Source organism: Streptomyces nojiriensis, assembly GCF_017639205.1.
Classification (GTDB): Bacteria; Actinomycetota; Actinomycetes; order Streptomycetales; family Streptomycetaceae; genus Streptomyces; species Streptomyces nojiriensis.
In genome coordinates this window covers 4,090,241-4,108,857 of the sequence record NZ_CP071139.1, presented here as the reverse complement: position 1 = coordinate 4,108,857, position 18,617 = coordinate 4,090,241, and the positions used below count along the sequence as shown (strand labels likewise).

14 protein-coding genes and 1 tRNA gene are annotated in these 18,617 nt (G+C 71.2%); 9 read left to right on the top strand and 6 right to left on the bottom strand.

The features are described from left to right. Positions 1–3: 3 nt before the first annotated feature. Positions 4–1,368 (top strand): ATP-binding protein, encoded by a 1,365-nt coding sequence (locus JYK04_RS19000; RefSeq protein WP_189735304.1) that lies wholly within the window; start codon positions 4–6, stop codon positions 1,366–1,368. Here JYK04_RS19000 and JYK04_RS18995 read toward each other — a convergent pair. From JYK04_RS18995 to JYK04_RS18985, 3 genes are all read right to left on the bottom strand, one after another. Beyond that, a complete protein-coding gene (locus tag JYK04_RS18995; protein WP_189735305.1) occupies positions 1,271–2,113 on the bottom strand; it encodes a nitroreductase/quinone reductase family protein in 843 nt (280 codons plus the stop codon). The genes JYK04_RS19000 and JYK04_RS18995 overlap by 98 nt on opposite strands. Before the next feature lie 233 nt (positions 2,114–2,346). Further along, positions 2,347–2,419: transfer RNA gene (locus tag JYK04_RS18990), tRNA-Arg, on the bottom strand. Positions 2,420–2,634: 215 nt separating this feature from the next. Beyond that, positions 2,635–2,973, bottom strand: a complete 339-nt coding sequence (locus tag JYK04_RS18985) for a hypothetical protein (protein WP_189735306.1) — start codon at positions 2,971–2,973, stop codon at positions 2,635–2,637. Positions 2,974–3,587: 614 nt separating this feature from the next. Here JYK04_RS18985 and JYK04_RS18980 point away from each other — a divergent pair. Next, a complete protein-coding gene (locus JYK04_RS18980) occupies positions 3,588–5,081 on the top strand; it encodes an FAD-binding oxidoreductase (protein WP_189735307.1) in 1,494 nt (497 codons plus the stop codon). Between the two features lie 355 nt (positions 5,082–5,436). Further along, positions 5,437–6,933 (top strand): vanadium-dependent haloperoxidase, encoded by a 1,497-nt coding sequence (locus JYK04_RS18975; RefSeq protein WP_189735309.1) that lies wholly within the window; start codon positions 5,437–5,439, stop codon positions 6,931–6,933. A gap of 74 nt (positions 6,934–7,007) precedes the next feature. Here the strand turns inward: JYK04_RS18975 and JYK04_RS18970 are convergent, their stop codons facing one another. Next, positions 7,008–7,460: a hypothetical protein gene (locus JYK04_RS18970; RefSeq protein ID WP_189735311.1), complete on the bottom strand. Its 453-nt coding sequence runs from the start codon at positions 7,458–7,460 to the stop codon at positions 7,008–7,010. A gap of 19 nt (positions 7,461–7,479) precedes the next feature. On the opposite strand from JYK04_RS18970, the gene JYK04_RS18965 reads away from it, so the two are divergent. The 6 genes from JYK04_RS18965 to JYK04_RS18940 all read left to right on the top strand — a co-directional run bounded on the left by JYK04_RS18965 (position 7,480) and on the right by JYK04_RS18940 (position 15,139). Further along, positions 7,480–7,737 (top strand): hypothetical protein, encoded by a 258-nt coding sequence (locus tag JYK04_RS18965; RefSeq protein ID WP_189735313.1) that lies wholly within the window; start codon positions 7,480–7,482, stop codon positions 7,735–7,737. Then, a complete protein-coding gene (locus JYK04_RS18960) occupies positions 7,734–8,996 on the top strand; it encodes an RNase A-like domain-containing protein (RefSeq protein WP_189735315.1) in 1,263 nt (420 codons plus the stop codon). The genes JYK04_RS18965 and JYK04_RS18960 overlap by 4 nt, the downstream gene beginning before the upstream one ends. A 22-nt stretch (positions 8,997–9,018) precedes the next feature. After that, on the top strand, positions 9,019–9,675 hold the full coding sequence (locus JYK04_RS18955; RefSeq protein ID WP_189735317.1) for a contact-dependent growth inhibition system immunity protein: 657 nt from the start codon (positions 9,019–9,021) through the stop codon (positions 9,673–9,675). Between the two features lie 279 nt (positions 9,676–9,954). After that, on the top strand, positions 9,955–10,686 hold the full coding sequence (locus tag JYK04_RS18950) for a 4'-phosphopantetheinyl transferase family protein (protein WP_189735319.1): 732 nt from the start codon (positions 9,955–9,957) through the stop codon (positions 10,684–10,686). Between the two features lie 121 nt (positions 10,687–10,807). Continuing rightward, positions 10,808–14,242: a HelD family protein gene (locus tag JYK04_RS18945; RefSeq protein ID WP_189735321.1), complete on the top strand. Its 3,435-nt coding sequence runs from the start codon at positions 10,808–10,810 to the stop codon at positions 14,240–14,242. An 18-nt stretch (positions 14,243–14,260) separates the two neighbouring features. Then, positions 14,261–15,139 (top strand): hypothetical protein, encoded by an 879-nt coding sequence (locus JYK04_RS18940; RefSeq protein WP_229875094.1) that lies wholly within the window; start codon positions 14,261–14,263, stop codon positions 15,137–15,139. Between the two features lie 3 nt (positions 15,140–15,142). On the opposite strand, the gene JYK04_RS18935 is transcribed toward JYK04_RS18940, so the two are convergent. Then, entirely contained in the window at positions 15,143–17,755 is a 2,613-nt protein-coding gene (locus JYK04_RS18935) for an ABC transporter permease (protein ID WP_189735323.1), read from the bottom strand. Between the two features lie 53 nt (positions 17,756–17,808). Beyond that, positions 17,809–18,582 carry an ABC transporter ATP-binding protein gene (locus tag JYK04_RS18930; protein WP_189735325.1) on the bottom strand — a complete coding sequence of 258 codons (774 nt, stop codon included), beginning with the start codon at positions 18,580–18,582 and terminating at the stop codon, positions 17,809–17,811. Between the last annotated feature and the right edge of the window lie 35 nt (positions 18,583–18,617).

The window sequence follows — 18,617 nt, the reverse complement described above, 5'->3', positions numbered from 1 at the left end:
ACCATGAACGACACGCAGCGCGACGAGCGGCTGCGGCCGCGCCCGCGGCTGCCCGCCTGGACCTCGACCCTGACCTGGAAGGCCACGGTCTTCATCACCCTCATGTGCTGCGGACTCGCGGCACTGCTGGGCTGCCTCGTGCACGGCGCCATGACCCGCCAGACCGTGGGCGCGGCCCGCGAGAAGGCGCTGACCCGGCTGGAACGGTCCATCGAGGCCTACGAGACCGGCGGGCGCATGCCGCGCGGCGAGGGCATCGACCCGGCGGGCCTGCCGCCGGAGCTGCGCGCCCTGGCGGTCGGCGGCAGGCGCGGCACGGCCGTGGGCAGGTACCGGAACCGGCCCGTGATGTGGGCGGCCGGACCCGCCGCCCACGGCAGCGTGATCGCCGTCTCCGTGGACTTCCGCGCCAGTGAGCGGACCATCGCCGAACTGGACCGGGCCATCCTCGGCTCCTCGGCGCTCGCCATCGGGGGCACCCTCCTCATCGGCGCGCTCGTCGTCACCCGGATCACCCGGCGGCTGCACCTGACCGCGCAGGTGGCCCGCCGGATCAGCGCCGGCGACCTCGACGCGCGCGTCGACGACAGGACGGGCAGCAAGGACGAGGTGGCGGCGGTCTCCCGGGCCCTGGACACCATGGCCTCGTCGCTGCAGGGCAAGCTCGAAGCGGAACAGCGGTTCACGGCGGACGTCGCCCACGAGCTCCGCACCCCGCTGACCGGCCTGAACGCGGCCGCCGAGCTCCTGCCGCCGGGCCGCCCGGCCGAGCTCGTACGGGACCGGGTGCGGGCGATGCGCTCGCTGACCGAGGACCTCCTGGAGATCTCCCGGCTGGAGACGCGCGGCGAACGCCTGGAGCTGGACTCGTACGACCTGGCCGACCTGGCGGCGCGCGCGATCCGCGCCTCGGGCACCGACACGGCCCTGGAGGTGCACGAGGTACGCGGCTCGCGCGGATCCCTGCGGGGGGAACGGGTGGAAACGGACCGGCGGCGCCTGGAGCGGATCCTGGGCAACCTCGTCGCCAACGCGCACAGCCACGGCGCGGCCCCGGTCACGCTCACGGTCGAGGGGCGGACCCTGACCGTGACGGACGCGGGCCCCGGCTATCCGGAGTACGTGCTGACCGCGGGACCGCAGCGGTTCCGTACGGAGGGCACGAGCAAGGGCCACGGGCTGGGCCTGACCATCGCGGCCGCCCAGGCCCGGGTCCTCGGCGCCACCCTCACCTTCCGCAACCGGGAGGCGGGCGGCGCCGAGGCCCGCGTCACGCTTCCAGGGCCCGCAGGACCGGGAGCAACTGCGCTTCCTCGCCGTCGAGATGAGCTTCCAGCTCCCGGCTCATCCGTTCCACCCGCTCGCTGAACCCGGGGCCGGGCGCGTCCAGGGCGCGTACCAGCTCCTCCTGGAGCCGTGCGATGACGCGGTGCTCGGCGCCGACCCGGAGGAAGAACTCCCGCATGTGCGGATGCTGTTGCTCCAGGTACGGGAAGAGGCCGGCGTCCTCGCTCCGGTGGTGGAACTCCAGCGAATGGCAGAACGCGAGGCAGTGCTGGCGCAGTTGCAGCCCGAGCGAGGCCGCCCCGGCGCCCTGCGGCTCCTCGCGCGCGAGGTCCCGCACGAGGGCCAGCTGCCGCCGCAGCCAGCCGTGCACGTCGAGCAGCTTCCCGGCGATCCCGCCCTCCCGGGCCGGGACCTCGTGCGTGCGCTGGAGCGCGACGACGGGGATCGCCCGCCGGGTGCGCGCCTGGTACTCCCCGTACCCGGGCTCGGCGCGGACGATCCGCGCGAACAGCCCCTCCCGCCACGCCCCTTGGGCGGGGACGGCGACGGCCTCGTACGTCTGCGTCCCGGTCTCGACCTCCACAAGGGGCCGCGCGAGCAGATTGTGATACCAGGCGGGATGCCGGTCGGCCCCGGCGGCGGACGCGACGACGAACAGCTCCCCGCCCCCGTCCCCGCGGACGAGCCCGAGCGGAACGGTGTGCGGCTTCCCGGACCTGGCGCCGGTGGTGGTGAGCAGGATCAGCTCGGAACCTTCGAAGGGCCCGCCGACCTGGCCGGCGTTCGCCCTGAACTCTTCGATGACGGTGCGATTGAACGATGACACGGAGTGTGGACTTCCTCACGGTGTGTGCGTGCGTGCGACGGCAGCGGAACAACCGAGGGAGATCACCCGTAGCCGGTGGCGTACATGCCCATGGGCCCGGTCCTTCAACAACAGGTGCCTGCCCAACCACCGCCCGGCCCACATCTCAGTAGGCGGCGTCACGCGACACGTGCGCCATGTAACCACAACGCGAAGAGGCCCCGCGATCGATATCGACCGCGGGGCCCCGTCCGTGCCCTCGGCAGGATTCGAACCTGCGACACCGGCTTTAGGAGAGCCGTGCTCTATCCCCTGAGCTACGAAGGCGGGGGCTTGTCGCGAACCTCGCCGGAAACCCCGCTGGGGCCGTCCGACTCGGACGGACAAACGTCCTGGTCAGCTTGCGTGCGTACGCGGATCGGGCAGCGTCCTCGCGGACACTTTCCCGGGCACACGCCTGGTAGCCGACTGACCGCTGACAGCCTAGCGGATCAGGCTGGCTGAGGTCGCCTCGATTGGCGTGCGGCTCGGCCACGTCCATCTCAGGCCCTGTGACCTGCGCGTTTCGGTGATGTCGGGTGCTCGGCGCGGTGGAAGCCGCGCTCGCTGTCGCTCTTCAAGGGCCGGCCGCTGTCCATGCAGCGCAGGGTGCGGTCCTCGGCGGTGGTGGCGATGCCGACGGGGACGCGGTAGTCGTGTGCCCCGTGCCGGCAGGGGATCCTCGGGCGGTGGTACCAGCGGCTCTTGGTGCTGCCGGCCCGGTGCTCGAGTGTGATGATCGGGACGGGTTCGAAGAGGCGTGTGCCGTCGTCGAGGCGGACGCTTTCGGCGAGGCGGCCGTCGTCGCACCACAGCTCGTGGTCGCTCGTAGTGCCGAGCACTGTTGGTACTCGTGCTCCCGAACTCGCTCCTGAAGTACGAGCTCGCCGCCCAGGCGTAGGTGTGCGCGAGCAGCTGGGTGGCGAAGGGGGCGTACCGGCTTTCGTCGGAGCAGCTCGTGGGAGTTCCTGGCGTGCCCCAGGTGACAGTGGATCCGGTACGTCCGGAGCCGCAGTACCTGTTTCGCGACGCATCGGCCGGCCGGCCGATGGAGTCCAACTCGGCGACCAACTCCTGCGCTCCCACGAGGTGATCGGTCACCGGAAGGGCGAACTCGGGATGCGGCGCGAGTGTGACGGCATCGATGAGGGCCGCACTGATGAGGGTGCTCGCCGTCATGGGCAGCGGTCGGAGATCAGCTCCGCCGCGGCGAGGTTCGCCCTGCCTCGGGGGTTCCGGAGGAACTGCAGCCCATCCACGGCCCGGTATTGCAGCCGTATCACCAGCCAAGCACATCGGGTTCGCGCTGCGGAGCTACGCCGTCAGCCCTACGGCCGAGATCGCGAGTGTGTCGGCGTAGTCCACGGCAGACGTCCTTGCTACTGTCCACTTCACCTAAATCGCCCGTAAGGGAATTATTCGTGCCTACCGGTGGCCGAGAGGAAAAAGACGGACTATGAATGATTTTTCCCGTCGCAAACTACTCAAGGCGACCGCGGTCGCCGGTGCCGGCGCGGTCGTCGCGCAAGGCGTCACGACCGCGGAGGCCCACGGTGCGAGCGCCGTGAACGAACCCCCCAAGCACTCGAAGTGCCCGCCGGCGAAGCTGACCGGCCGCATCGTCCGCCCCGACAACGCCGGGTACACGGAAGCCCGCCTCGGCTGGGACCAGCTCTTCTCCCACTACCCGCTGGTCATCGTCTTCGCCCAGAACACCCAGGACGTGGTCAACGCCCTGACGTGGTCCCGGCAGAACGACGTCGCGGTACGGGTCCGGAGCGGCCGCCACAGCCTTGAGGGCTGGTCGAACGTCGACAACGGTCTCGTGATCGACATCAGCGAGCTGAAGTCGGTCCACATCGACAGCGCCGCCCGTATCGCGACGGTCGGCGCCGGACTCAGCCAGCTGGAAGCGGTGACCACGCTCGCGGAGCAGAACTTCGCGGTGACGACGGGGACCGAAGGCACCGTGGGCCTGTCAGGGGCGACACTCGGCGGCGGTTTCGGCTTCCTCACCCGCTGGCTCGGCATGGCCTGCGACAGCCTGATCGGTGCTGAGATCGTGGTTGCGGAAGGCGACGAGTGCGCCAAGGTGGTCAAGGTCGACCCGCACAACAACCAGGACCTGCTCTGGGCGCTGCGCGGAGCCGGCAACGGCAACTTCGGGATCGTCACCTCACTCACCTACAGGGTGGCCCCGCTGAAGAGCGTCACGTACGTACAGGCCACTTGGACCGGAATCGGCGACCTGCGCAGGATCTTCGACACCTATCAGCGCACTGCGCCGTACTTCGACGACCGCCTCGGCACCCAGCTCGAAATCCACCGGAACCAGATCTTCCTGTTCGGGGTCCTCGCGGAAGGAACACCCGCGGAGGCGAAGAAGCTGCTGGACCCGCTCCTGTCGATCGACAGCCCGCAAGTGGCGGTGCAGGTGGGGAACTGGGGCGACGTGTATGCCGGCTTCCAGATCCCGACCGCGGACGAACCCGCGAACTGGAAGTTCTACTCCCAGTTCACCAGAAAGCCGTTCCCGAGCAAGGCGATCGATGTGATCGTCTCGTTCATGCAGGACGCGCCCACGGACGACAGCAACTTCTTCGCGCAGGCGTTCGGCGGGGCGGTCAGGAAGAGCCCCCGTGGCGGCACCGCGTTCCCGCACCGTGACGCGCTCTTCTACTCCGAGCCCGGTGCCGGCTGGGGCACCCGCTCCGAAGAGCCGGGCGTCTGCGACCCGCTCACCCCGCAGGCCCAGGCCTGGATCGCCGAATTCAGCCTGGCCCTGCGCCCCTACGTGGACGGCGCCTACGTCAACGTGCCGAACGTGGGCATGCAGGACTGGGAGACCGCCTACTGGGGATCCAACTTCGACCGACTGCGCACGATCAAGGCGGAGTACGACCCGCACAACGTCTTCAAGTACGAGCAGAGCATTCCGCCCGCGTCCTGATGAACGAGCAGGGCCTGCGCCCCCTCCCCCGCCCGGTGAGGGGGCGCAGCCGCGCCGACGCCCTCCGCCGGGTTGATTCGCCAAGGCGTGCGGCTGGTCCGCGGTGGGGAGGGGGGTCGAAGGCCTGAGCGGGCGGCACAGGTCTTCCAGCGGCGGCAACGGCATGCGCTTGGAAAGTTGCGGCCGTCGTGGCCGGTTGGTGCACTGCCCGCCCATCGCGACCGCGATCGGATGAGCATTTCCATGTACATACCGATGAACACAAGAGCGTCGCCATAGCGGCGCGGTTCACTCAAATCTTGAAATTTCCGACATTACTCTTTCATCGTTGATCAGCGACGTCGAAAGGAATGTTGTGCCCCCCACGCCCAACCATGGCCGTCAGTCGGCCGCGAAGTCCGCGTCCCCGCGCTCGAAGTCCCGTGCCGGCAGGCGCCTGGGACGGCTCCGGGCCGTCGTCGTGGCCGGTGCCCTGCTTGCCGGGCTGAGTCCGGTGGCGGCCGCTGCGCCGCAGGCCGCCGCCGGGCCGGAGCGCAAGGGCGATCCGACGCAGTACTGGAACAAGGTCCTGCTACAGACGTTCCGCAATGCGCGGGGCTGGGACGCCTCGCCCGGCAAACTCTCCCGATCCGGGGCCATGGTCTTCGCGGCGATCTACAACGCCGAGAGCGCCTACCAGAACACGTACGGAACCATGAAGTACGAGCCGTACCTCAACCGGCCGCTCAAGTACGCCACCAACTCGTCGAAGCCGCGCGCGGACGAAGAGGAGCGGCTGATCGACCGCACGGCGTACCGGATGCTCTCCGAGCTGTACCCGGGCGACCGGGCCTTCATCGAAGCCCGGTACGAGGCCCGGACCGGCCGCTCCCCCCACGCCCGCGACCCCCTCGACCGCCTCGTGGTCGACCGCGTGGTGAGGCAGATCAACAAGGCCCGGGCGAACGACGGTTCGGACAACCCGGAGCTCTACGACGGCGACACCACCACACCCGGAGCCTGGCGGCCGACGGGCGAAGAGGCGACGGCTGACGAAGGGGCCTGCCAGGAGCCTGGCGACGCGGTGACCCCGAACTGGGGCAGGGTGAAGCCGTTCGTGCTCCGCTCCGGTTCGCAGTTCCGGCCTCCCAGCCTGCGCGGCTTCACTTCCTACGACGCGATGGTGAACAGCCCGGAGTACGAGCGCCAGGTCGACGAGGTGCGACGCGTGGGTGCCGTCGACTCCACCGAGCGCACCCGCGAACAGACCGTCATCGGCTGGTTCTGGGACCACGACCTGAACGGCACCTACCACCCCCCGGGGCAGCTGCTCCAGCTGACCGGGACGGTCGCCAAGAAGTTCAAGCTCGACACGTACGACACGACCCGCTTGTTCGCACTGTCGGCACTAACCCTGGCTGATGCCGGGATCGCGGCCTGGGACAGCAAGTTCGACGGGCCGATCAACGAATGGCGTCCGGTGTCCGCGATCCAGGCGCTGGGCCGAGAGAACGCGAACTGGCAACCCCTCAGCGCGGACCGGGCGGGAAGGCCGTGGACCCCGTGCTTCATCGCCTGGACCTCCGGGCACGCCAACTTCACCGGTGCCTGGGCAGCCGCGATGCAGAACTTCTTCGGCCGTGACGACGCCTCGTTCACCGCGCAGTCCGAGGACCCGCACACCCTCGAGCGGTTCCGCCGGATGAGCAGCTTCAGCCAGGTCGCCGAGGAGGGCGAGTTCAGCCGAATGTGGCTGGGCGTGCACTTCCGCTGGGACGCCGAGGACGGGAGGGAGATCGGCACCAACGTCGGCGAGTACGTGTTCGCCAACGCGCTCCAGCCGACGCGATCGAGCCGTCCGCATCAGCAGTGAACCGACGCCCTGGCCCGCGCCAGCGGAGAGGCTGCTAGTACCCACACCGTTCAGCCAAGGCGGGGCTGGGTGAGTCAAGGGTCTGTTGTGAACGTGTTGATGGTGGCCTTGTAGGTGGTCCGGTCGATGGCGGGTCCACGTGCGTTGTACTTGGAGATCGCTCGTTTGACGATGCGGTCTTCGGTGCGGACCCGCCGTTCCGGCAGGAGCTGGGCCGGCACGCTGCGGCCGATGGCCCCGACCAGGTCGATGACGGTGTCGGCGGTGACGCCCGCGGCGAGAACGAGCTGGTCACGGGCGGCGGCGAGGGCGGCTGTGAAGCCGGCCCGGTCCGGGTCGGTGCGCGGGACGCCGTCGGTGGCATCGGTCATCGCGGTCCGCAGTGCCTGGTAGGCGGTCACCAGCGCCCAGACCTCCTGCTCGACGCCGGCCGGGGTTCGGGTCCGCAGGACCCGCCCGACTGCGCGGAGGTCGACGCGTTCGCCGTCTGGCGCGGGAGGACCCCGTTCGTCTTCCTGAATCCTCAAGGGCAAGGCCGTCTGGAACGTGTCCGCGATGGTCCTGACCTACCACGTGCACGACCTCGGACTGCTCACCGACTGGCAGCGCCGCTCCGCCTGCACCGAGCCGAGCCGGATCGAGGAGTCTGCGGACATCCTCAAGGAGGGTCTGGCGAGCATTTGCACGGCGATGACCGACATGGCTGACGGACACATAGAAAACGATGCCCTGGTCGGGGCCATGTTCCGCAAGGTTGCCCCCGCACCCCACGAGGGATCGGACGGGCCGGGGTACCAGCGGTGAGTACCGGTGACAAGGTCCGGGAGATCGTCACCGACGTCACCGGAATCGAGTGGCCCGCCGCTGACGTCGGCAAGTTGCGTGCTATCGCGAACGCCTGGCGGACGTTTGCCGACGACATGGAAGACGTCGCGGCGGCCGCCAACAAAGCTGCTCAGACGCTGATTCACAACAACACGGGTGAGGCCATCTCGGCGTTCGCCGACCCCTTCTGGGCTCGCTACTACCACGACAAGAAGGGGTGGCTCCAGGACCTCGTCGACGGGCCTCGTTCCTTGGCGGCCGGGATCGACCAGTACGCCGACGCCGTGGCTGACGCGAAGAAGAAGCTCGACCGCGAACTGGAGATCGCGGGCGCAGTCATCGTCGCCGGCACGGCCCTGGCGTTCTTCACCCTCGGCGCCACCGAGGTCGCTGCGGCGGCGGCCACCGCCACCATTGTCGAGTTGGCTGCAACGGTGGGCGTGGCCCTCACGACCGAGGTCGCCACGATCGCCGGCACCGTCTTTGCGACCGCGGCCATCGCGGGCATCGAATCCGTCACCGTCGACCTCGCCGTTGCGCAACCGCTCAAGATAGCCGCGGGGCTGCAGACCGGCTTCAACCTCGACGAGGCGCAGGATGCCGGAGTCTACGGAGGCCTTACCGGCGGAGCCTTCGGCGGAGCAGGGAAGGCGTTCCAGCTCGCGAGGGAGGGCGGTGGATGGACCAGTCTCCTGGGAGGTGTCCGCCTGCCAGGCTACACCCCGGAGTTCGCGCTGCCCAGCGGGCTCGCCGTCGAGGCGGGCGATCTCGGCATGCTCCTTCGGGACGGAGGGCCGAACGCATGGCCTCGCAGCAAGCGCAAGGGGCCAATCAATCCCAAGTACCGTGCGGATATAGCGGGGGACGAAGGCAAGAACGGCTCGCATACCATTGAGCGGCACGTGAAGATGACGACACGCGACCTGCGTGCGCGTCTGAGAATCAACCCCAAAATGGAAGCGGCATCCAGATATATAGACGAAGCCTCCGCCCAGAGATTCACCGATGCCGCGATGCTTAAACGCCAGAAGGAGATCGGCGAATGGCTCGCTAATCCCAAGGGGAAGAAGATGAACTTCTCTGCGCGCTTCGACGAGGCGACTGGGATGAGTCTGACCCGGGAGAATTTCAAACGCGGAACCGCCGCACAATGGGTGAACGGAGTGCGAGTGGTCCTGAAGCGCGATCCATCCGCTGCTTGCGGCTACCGCGTCCTCACTTCATATCCCATTCCATAGCGCGAGAGTAAGGCATGAACAGGTGAAAACGTCGAACGATCGTTTCCGTGAGCTGCGCCAGCTGCTGCGCTCTTATGAAGTGACCGGCTACGTCTTCGATGACACGGACGACCGTAGCGGAGCTGCGCTCAGTGCCTACCTCAGGCAAGCAGCGATCGAGCCCGCGCGCGCAGCCGAGGCGGCAGCCGAAATCGACGATCTCCTCGAGACCGGCCTGTTCAACGAAGAGATCGCGGATGACGTCGACCTCCTGCCCCACATCCACCCTCCCCATGGGAAGACGGTGGAGGGCTGCCTTGCCGTGATCGGCGGGCACCTCCGGAAGTTCCTCGCTGAGCCGGCGGCTCCCTCCCAGATGCCTCCTCGGACCGCATGGGAATGGGAAGAACGTTTTCCTGATCTCTCGCAGCTGCTGGGATCGTACTTCCATCAAGATTTCTCGATGGAGTACTCCTCGCACAGGGAGGCTTTGGACGACTATGTTTCAGATGCTTCGGATAGTGACCTCCGACAGTTGGCGGGTGAGATCCAGGAATTCCTGATCCTCAACGAATCGGATAAAACACTCAAGGAGTCGGCGATGACGCTGGGGCTTGGCATTCTCCCGCCCAAGGGTGTGCGGCTGCGTCAATGGCTGGCAGATGTGCGGGAGATCGTTCTCCATCAGGCGCGGGGATGAATGGCGGGTAGTCGGCACGGCTTGGCGGTCGGTACCTGGCTCGCCTGGCTCCCTGCCTTTGACTGTGGAGATGCGGCTCGTACGCGCTGCCGCCCGGCAGCTTGGCCTCGCCTCCTGCCCCTGTTGCGCTGCATCTGGCCGGCATCGGCTGCGGTCTGCTCAACGGGACTTCCTGGCCGGCCCGGCGGCGGCGCGATCCGGTCCGGTGAGTCCGGGGCACCTCGGCGCCCGTGTCCCGAACCGCACGGAACGGAAAAGGTCGTTGGATAGGATTCCCGGATGACCACACCCGCCGGGCTCAGCTCCGCCGTGCTGCGGCTCGACCGGCCGGTCGGCGCGCAGCGGCTGCCCGCTCGCGGCGAGGCGCTGGTGCGGTTCGTGGACGCCGCGACGCAGGCCCCGTTCGCGGAGCGCCTGGCCCCCGGCGTGCTCGACGCCACCGAGCGCCGGCGCGCCGACCGGTTCGTCCGCCCCCAGGACCGCGGCTCCTATCTGGTCGCGCACGTGACGCTGCGGCTGCTGCTGGGAGCCCTCCTCGACACCGCGCCGCGCGATCTGGTGATGACCCGCGACGCCTGCCCCGAGTGCGGCGGCCCTGACGGGCGGCCGGTCCTCGTGGGCGGCCGCGCCCATTTCTCCCTGTCGCACAGCCGCGACGCGGTCTTCGTGGCCTGCGCGTCCACACCGGTCGGGGTGGACGTGGAGGCCCTGCCGGCGCCCCGGGTGGTGGCGCAGAGCGAGGACTTCTTCCACCCCGACGAGAGCGCCGAACTCGCCGCGCTCCCCGAGGCCGGTCGCCCCGCGGCGTTCGCCCGCCTGTGGGCGCGCAAGGAGGCCCATCTCAAGGGCACCGGAGCGGGCCTGGGGCACGGCGGTCACCGCACCTACCTGGGGACGGGGCCCGCCGCCGGCTCCGTCCACCCGCCGCACTGGTCCCTCGCCGACCTGCCGGCCCCCGAGGGCTATGCCGCCGCGCTCGCGCTGCGCGCCCCCTCGGCGCACTGGCACTGAGGGCCGGAACCAGAACGCATGTACTGAGTGTTCGTCACCATCCACTCTCTGATAGTTCTTTCAGCGGGGTACGGGCGCAGGCCCGTAGCGGTGCCTCTTCGGCGCCGCAGGGAGGACGCACATGAGCACCACCACGCGGAGCGAGGATCTCGCCGTCGAGCAGCGCGCCGTCGACCACGCCTACGACTGCTACACCGCGCGACTGGCCGAGATGAGCGGAACGTCGGCGGCGACGGCCTCGGCGAGCGGCAAGGACGGGATCGCCAACCGGATCGACGCGGAGGCGCGCGCCGCCTCGTACGGCGGACTCGGCGACGAGGCCCTGGTGTTCGCCCGGGTCGACGCGCCGGAGGAGCCCGGCAGGGAACCCCGCCCCTGGTACGTCGGACGGCGGGTCGTGTGGGACGCCTCGAACGAGCCGGTGGTCCTGCAGTGGACCAGCCCCCTGGCGAGGAAGTGGCTGGACGCCCGGCCCGAGAGCCCCGGTGAGGTGACGCTGCGGCGCCAACTGCGCTGCGTCCAGCGGATCGTGGAGGGCTATTTCGACGACATCGCCGCGCCGGCGACCGCAGCTCGGGCACCGGTACCCGCTCCCGCGACCCCTCCCGTACCCACGACCGCGCCCGCGACCGTTCCGGAGGCGCGGACGTCCCCGACCCCCGCCGACGTCGTCCGCAGGCAGCGCCTGAAGACGCTCCAGCCGGACGACTTCCTGCTGCGCGAGCTCCAGCGGTCGCGCAGCGGCCGCATGCGCGACATCGTCGAGACGATCCGCCGCGACCAGATGGAGCTGGTCACCGGCTCGCCCTCCGACATACTCGTCGTGCAGGGCGGCCCGGGTACCGGCAAGTCCGCGGTCGGTCTCCACCGCGTGACCTGGCTCGTCAACAACGACCACTTCAAGGCCCAGGACATCCTGGTGATCGGCCCCCACCAGCGGTTCCTCGACTACGTCGGCCAGGTCCTGCCCACCCTCGGCACCCGGGACGTCAACGCCGTCCAGCTGAACCGCCTCTGGGACGGCGAGATACTCGGCGCCGACTCCCCGCAGGCGCGACTGGTGAAGTCCGACGAGCGCATGGCGGCCGTCCTGCGCCGCCGCGTGGAGAACGACTACCGCCCCGAAGCGCTCGACGACCTCGTCGTCGCGCCCTCCTTCGAAGGCGACGAGCCCGCGATCGTCGTCCCGGCCGGCAGCACGACCCTGCGCGTACCGCGCTCCGAGGTCCTCGCCCTCCTCGACCGGGCACACGAGGGCGACAGCCCCTACCGCGAGCGCCGCGACCGCTTCCGCGGCCTGCTCGTCGACCGTCTCCTGACGGAGCTCTCCGACATCGCCCCACGGCGCGGGCAGGCCGGTACGATCCGCCGCGACCTGGAGCGCAATCGCCGGGTCGAGCGCCTCATCGAACGCGTCTGGCCGTCCCCGGGCGCCCGGGAGGCCCTGCGCACCCTCTACGACTCGCCCGACCTCCTGCACGCCTGCGCCGACGGGATCCTCGACGCGGGGGAGCAGGCGGCCCTGCTGCGGCCCCGCGCCGCCAGCGCCGACGCCGATCCCTGGACCCTCGACGACCGCGTCTGCCTCGAAGAACTCCGGCTCCTCATCAGCGGGGAGACCCCGGGCCGCTACGGGCACATCGTCGCCGACGAGGCGCAGGACCTCATGCCCATGCAGGCCCGTGCCCTGCGGCGGCGCTGCGCCGTGGGCGGCTCCATGACCGTCCTGGGCGACCTCGCGCAGGCGACGGGCCCCCACGTCCCGGCGAGCTGGGACCGCCTCGGCACGGTCCTCTCCGACCACGGCGACTGGCGGGTGGCCGAGCTCAACACCAGTTATCGCGTGCCCGCCGAGATCATGGAGTTCGTCGCCCCGCTCGCCCGGGAGATCGCCCCGGCCCTGCCCTACCCGCAGGCCGTGCGCGAGGCGGGCGAGAACGCCGTACGGAAGGTGGCGACCGAGCCGTGGAAGCTCCTCGACGACACCGTCGCCCATGTGGCGCGCCTCGTGGGCACCAGCGACGGGAGCACCCTCCGCTCGGTGGCCGTCATCGTGCCCGACGACTCGGACTGGCTCGACGCGATCAGCCGCAGGGTCGACGAGGGCGGGGACATCGGCGACCGGCACCGTGCCGCCGTGTCCGTCCTGGCCGCCACCCAGGCCAAGGGCATGGAGTACGACCACGTCCTGGTCATCGAGCCCGCCACCATCGCCGACCGCGGTCCCGCGGGCCTGCGACAGCTGTACGTGGCCCTGACCCGCAGCACCCAGAGCCTGACCGTCCTGCACACCGCCCCGCTGCCGGACGTACTCACGAGCGCCGGGGACGGATCCGGAGCGCCGGCCCCCGAGGCCACGGCCACGGCGGTGGGCGAGGCGGAAGCCGAGGCGGCCGTGACCCTGCTTCCCCGGATCGGGGCCGACGTGCGGGTCGAGGTCGTGGACCAGGCCCCGGGCGGCCGCTACAAGGTCAAGGCCCTCACCCCCGGCTTCGACCGTCCCCTGGTCCTCACCGTCCGCCACGGATCCGTTCCCCCGCGGCGGGGCGAGAAGCTGGACTGCTGGGTGTTCGCCAACGAGACGGGCCAGACGGTCCTCACCTCCGACCAGCGGGGCCGGTCGCCCGTCTCGCCGAGGATGGCGGGCCGCTACATCGCGGCGCTGGACGTGCTCCGCGAGCTGACAGCGGACGACGGGGACGTTCCCGACGCCCGCGGCAGGCTCTCCGAGCTGCAGGGGATGGCCAACCGCGTCCTTCGCCGGGACCAGGCCGACTGGGTCGATGTGCTCCACCTGTTCGGCGCTCCGGACCGGGACGGGCTGGGCGTTCTGCGCGACCTCGCCGCGAGCGCAAACCGCGCGCTCAAGGAGGGCAGCCTGGACGCCGGCCGACTCCGGGAACACCTGACGGCCTCGGGCTGGGCGGACACCCTGGCCGGGGCGCGCCGGGTGCTCCAGGACCGCCTCGCCGCGGCGGTAGAACCGGAACCCGCCCCGGAACCGACCCCGGAACAGGACCCCGACGACACCACGACCGCCGAAGCCGCCGCCCCCGCCCCACCGCAGCCCGAGCAGAAGGACGTAGAGCAGATGATCCTCGCGGAAGACACGACCGCGCCGGCTCCGACGACCAAGGAAGGCTTCCTGCGCGCGCTGGAAGCGTCGGCCGAAGCCGACCGGACGTGCAAGAAGCACGAGGCGGTCCGCCACGCCCTGAAGTCGGACCTGCTCTGGGCCGACCTCCAGCCGACCGACTCGCCCCTCGTCGACGTCAGCTGCGTCACCGCTCGAGGGCTCTTCCTCTACGAGGCGCTGGGCTCCGGCCGCTCGGCGTACGCGGACCTCCGCTCGGGCGCCACCCGCCTGCTGGAGATCAACCACACCCTGCCCACCCGGGCCGACGGCCTCTACCTGGTCCTTTCCGAACCCCCGGCCGAGGACTGGTCCGCGGACACCGTCCGCGACGTCTTCGGAGTCCACGTCATCTGGCGGAGCCCCGAAGGATGGGGCGGCAAGGACACGGACATCGCGCTGGGACAGCACCCGCAGAGCTGACGAGGAGGCGACCGGACCGTGCCCACGGGCTACAACCTGATCACCGTCGACGCCCTCGCCCCCGAGACCATGGCCACCGCACTGGCCCGCTGCTTCGGTGTCGCGGCCGCCGACGTCGGCGTGGCCGAAGCCGACGCCGACCCCGGATCGCGGAACTGGGCCGCCCCCGTCCTGTGCACGTACGAAGCGGTCTCCGGCGACCTGGCCCGGTCGCTGGACCTCTACGCCCAGGACCGGGTGGCCGATCGGCCACCCGAGTCCGAGGTCGCCGCGAGGTTCGCGCGGGCCGCCGGGACGACCGTCCTGTTCCCCGCCGAGGAGGCGTATCCGAGCGCCTACTGGGCGGCGACCCCGCAGGGCCTCGTCACGCGGGTCCGGCTCGAACTGTCCGACGACGAGCCTCCCCTGTACACGGTCGGCAGCGCGGAGGCGCCGGTCCCGCAGCTGCCCCGCGCGGTCGTGGAGCGGTTCGCCGAGATCGTCCGGGAGCAGCGGCCGCCGACCCCGGTGGCCGAGGCCTTCAAGGCGTCGGCGGCACCCCTGTGGCCCGACGACGGCCCCCACCCGTCCCCGGAGGGCCATCTGACCGTGTGGGAGCGGGTCGTCCTGCAGATGGAGTCCGGCTGGGCGCCCTCGGGGTGGTATCCGGCCGACCTCTACCGCGAACGCCTCGAAGCACGCGACGAGCTCGCCCGCATCGGGGACCGGCTGCCGCCCGAAGTACGCCGGCTGCTCGACGCCGCGGTGGAGGAGCTGGACCTGCGGTTCGTCCGGGCGACGCAGGCGGACCCGTCGGGGAGTCTCGTCGAGGAGCTGACCGGCCGGCCCCCGGGACGGGACCGGCTGGGCCGGTGGTGGTACCGCCGCCCGGATCCCGTGCCCTGGGATCCGGTCTGACCCCTACAGCTCGGCGACCGCCTCCAGGGGGCTCAGGGCCGACGCGTGGCGGGCCGGCAGGGCGGCCGCCACCGCGCCCGTGGCGAGGGAGACCAGGCAGAGGAGGAGCAGCGTGTCCCAGGGGAGGGCCAGGGAGTAGCCCTTCAGTGCGCCGTTGGCCAGGGCGCCGACCGTCCAGGCCCCGAACAGGCCGGCCGCCAGGCCCAGCAGGGTGCCGAAGGCGGCCACGGTCAGGGATTCGACGCGGATCATCCGGCGGATGCCGGCGCGGTCCATGCCGATGGCGCGCAGGACGCCGATCTCGCGGGTGCGGTCCGACACCGACATGGCCAGGGTGTTCATGATGCCGAGGGCGGCGATCACGCCGCCGATGGCGAGCAGGCCGTACGTCAGGGTCAGCAGGGTGCCCAGGGAACCGGCGGCCTCCTGGACGAGTTCCCGCCGGTCCTGGACCTGCAGAAGCGGGTTGTTGCCCGTGGCGGTACGCAGGCGGTCCTTCGTGGCGCCGCCGTCGGCGCCGCCGTCCGCGCGGACGAGGACGCGCTGGACGGATCCGGGTTCGAGGCTCTTGCCCTGGACCTCGGTGCGGGTGCCCAGGGCGTCGCGGGCGGTGGGGTTGTCCTCGTAGACGCCGACGACCGTGTACGGGGTGCGGTCCTGGCCGGGGCCGCCGATCCGGGCGTCGATCCGGTCGCCGGTACGCACGCCGTTCGCGCGGGCCAGGGTGCCGGAGAGGGCGATGCGGCCCGGTCCGAGGTCCTTCAGGGAGCCGCTGACGAAGTCCAGCTTCATGACGGACGGGGCGGCGGCCGGGTCGACCCCGGAGATCTGGCGGACGCCACCGCCGATGAAGAGGGTGGAGTCGGTGACCGCGGTCGCCGTCCGTACACCCGGGGTGGCGGTCATCCGCTGTACGGCGGCCGGGTCGATGCCGGCCGACGAGGTGTGGGTGCTGATCACGTAGTCGGCGCTGAGGCCGGCCGCGGCCTGGCGGTCGAGCGCCTGCCCGGTGGAGTGGCCGATGACGGCGAGCCCGGCGACCAGCGCCGTGCTGACCATCAGGGCGGAGGCGGTGGCGGCGGTACGCCGCGGGTCGCGCAGCGCGTTGCGGTGGGCGAGGTGGCCCGCGATGCCGAGGCGGCCGGTCAGCCGTCCGCCCAGCCGGATCACGGGGACGGCGAGCAGCGGCGCCAGCACGATCACGGCGATCACGAGGAGGGCGCAGCCGAACATCGCGTTCCGCAGGTTCTCCTCGGAGGCGTCCTTCGCCCCGGCGAGCGACAGCAGCAGTCCGGCGCCGAGGGCGAGCAGCAGGGCGCCGGCCGCGCCGCGGACCCGGGACGCGGTGGCGGTGGGCGGCTGTTCGGCCGCGCGCATGGCCTCGACCGGGGCGATCCGCGCCGCCTTGCGGGACGGCAGCCATGCGGCGAGCACCGTGACGCCCACCCCGACGGCGAGTGCGGCCGCCACGGGGAGCGGGCCGATCACCAGGGGGCCGCGGGGCAGCGGGTCCCCGGTGGTGCTCAGGATCTCCGGCAGTACGGAGGCGATGGCGAGGCCCAGCAGGAAACCGAGGACCGAGGCGGCGAGGCCGAGGAGGACGGCCTCCCACAGGAGGGAGCGCACGACCTGGCGGCGCGTGGCACCGATCGCCCGCAGCAGGGCGATCTCACGGGTGCGCCGGGCGACGAGCATGGTGAAGGTGTTGACGATCAGGAACGACCCGATGAAGAGGGCGACTCCGGCGAAGACCAGCGACAGCTTCTCGTTGCCCCGGGTGAGCGTGTCGACGAGGACGGCCTGCTGGGCGGCCTGCGCGGTGCCGGTGGTGGCCTCGGCCCGGTCGGCGGGGAGCAGGTCGGTGACCCGGCGGGCGAGTTCGGCGGTGTCGGTGCCGGGTACGGCGGACAGGTCGATCGAGGTGTAGCGGCCGGGGGAGGCGAACAACTGCTGTGCGGTGGCCTTGTCGAACAGGACCAGGGTGCCGCCGGCCGTCACCCGGGTGTCCCGGGTGGTGACGATGCCGACGAGCCGCTTGGTCATGGCGGGGCCGTCCGTGGCCAGCGTGATCTGCTCGCCGATGCGCAACCGGCCGGTGGCGGCGGTGCCGCTGTCCACGGCGATCTCCTCGCCGTCGCGGGGGGCGCGGCCCTCGGTCAGCGGGTGGCGGCTGTCCTTGCCGTCGGCGCCGGGAACGTAGGCGGCCGCCCGGTGCGCCCAGATCCGGCCGGTGCGCAGGGGGGTGCCGTCCGAGGAGTTGAGGGTGGCCGGGCCGTCCGCGGACGGCCGTACGGCGGCGACGCCCGGCAGCCCGGCCAGCTTGCGGGCGAGTCCGTCGTCGAGGACGGTGGCGTGCTCGTCCCCGGCGGACCCGGCGCCCCCGGCGCCCCCGGCGGACCCGGCCGCGCCGGGGGCGCCGGGCGGGGGGTCCTTCGGGGTCACGGTGACCGCGATGTCGGCGTAGTCCTTCGACACGGCGGCCCGGTGGGCCGCGGTGGAGGAGTCCGCGAAGACCAGGGTGCCGGAGACGAAGGCGACGCCGAGGGTGACGGCGAGCACCGTCATCAGCAGCCGGGCCTTGTGCGCGAGGACGTTGCGCAGGGCTGTTTTCAGCATGGGTGAGTGGCTTCCGGGGCGGGGGCGGGGGCAGGAACGGGGGAGGGGGAGGGTCAGCTCGTGCGTGCGCGGGTGTCGAACTGCTTCATCCGGTCCAGCACCCGGTCCGGGGTGGGGCGCACCATCTCGTCGACCAGCCGTCCGTCGGCGAGGAAGACGACGCGGTCCGCGTAGGAGGCGGCGACCGGGTCGTGGGTCACCATGACCACGGTCTGGCCCAGTTCGCGCACCGAGTCGCGCAGGAAGCCGAGGACCTCGGCCCCGGCACGGGAGTCGAGGTTGCCGGTGGGCTCGTCGCCGAAGACGATCGCCGGCCGGGTGGCCAGGGCCCGGGCCACCGCGACGCGCTGCTGCTGCCCGCCGGAGAGCTGTCCGGGCCGGTGGTCCAGCCGCTGGGCGAGGCCGACCATGGACACCACGCGGTCCAGCCACTGCCGGTCGGGGCGGCGTCCGGCGATGGACAGCGGCAGGGTGATGTTCTCCAGCGCGGTCAGGGTGGGCAACAGGTTGAACGCCTGGAAGATGAAGCCGATCCGGTCCCGGCGCAGCTCGGTGAGGTGCCGGTCGCCCAACGTGCCCAGCTCGGTGGTGCCGATGCGGACGGAGCCGGAGCTGACGGAGTCGAGGCCCGCGGCGCAGTGCATGAGGGTGGATTTGCCGCAGCCGGAGGGACCCATGATCGCGGTGAACTCTGCCTCCCGGAAGGAGACGCTGACGCGGTCCAGGGCCACCACGCGGGTGTCGCCGCTGCCGTAGACCTTGGACAGGTCGGTGGTGGAGGCCGCGATACCGGGCGTCGGACGGGAGGAGAACGGGTCGGCGGTCACGAGGACTCCACTTCGGGTGCGGCGGGAACAGGGGT

Bases quoted from the DNA above. Each gene is read 5' to 3' on its own strand.
- JYK04_RS19000 (WP_189735304.1), top strand. From the start codon at position 4: ATGAACGACACGCAGCGCGACGAGCGGCTGCGGCCGCGCCCGCGGCTG.
- JYK04_RS18980 (WP_189735307.1), top strand. From the start codon at position 3,588: ATGAATGATTTTTCCCGTCGCAAACTACTCAAGGCGACCGCGGTCGCC.
- JYK04_RS18950 (WP_189735319.1), top strand. From the start codon at position 9,955: ATGACCACACCCGCCGGGCTCAGCTCCGCCGTGCTGCGGCTCGACCGG.
- JYK04_RS18945 (WP_189735321.1), top strand. From the start codon at position 10,808: ATGAGCACCACCACGCGGAGCGAGGATCTCGCCGTCGAGCAGCGCGCC.
- JYK04_RS18935 (WP_189735323.1), bottom strand. From the start codon at position 17,755: ATGCTGAAAACAGCCCTGCGCAACGTCCTCGCGCACAAGGCCCGGCTG.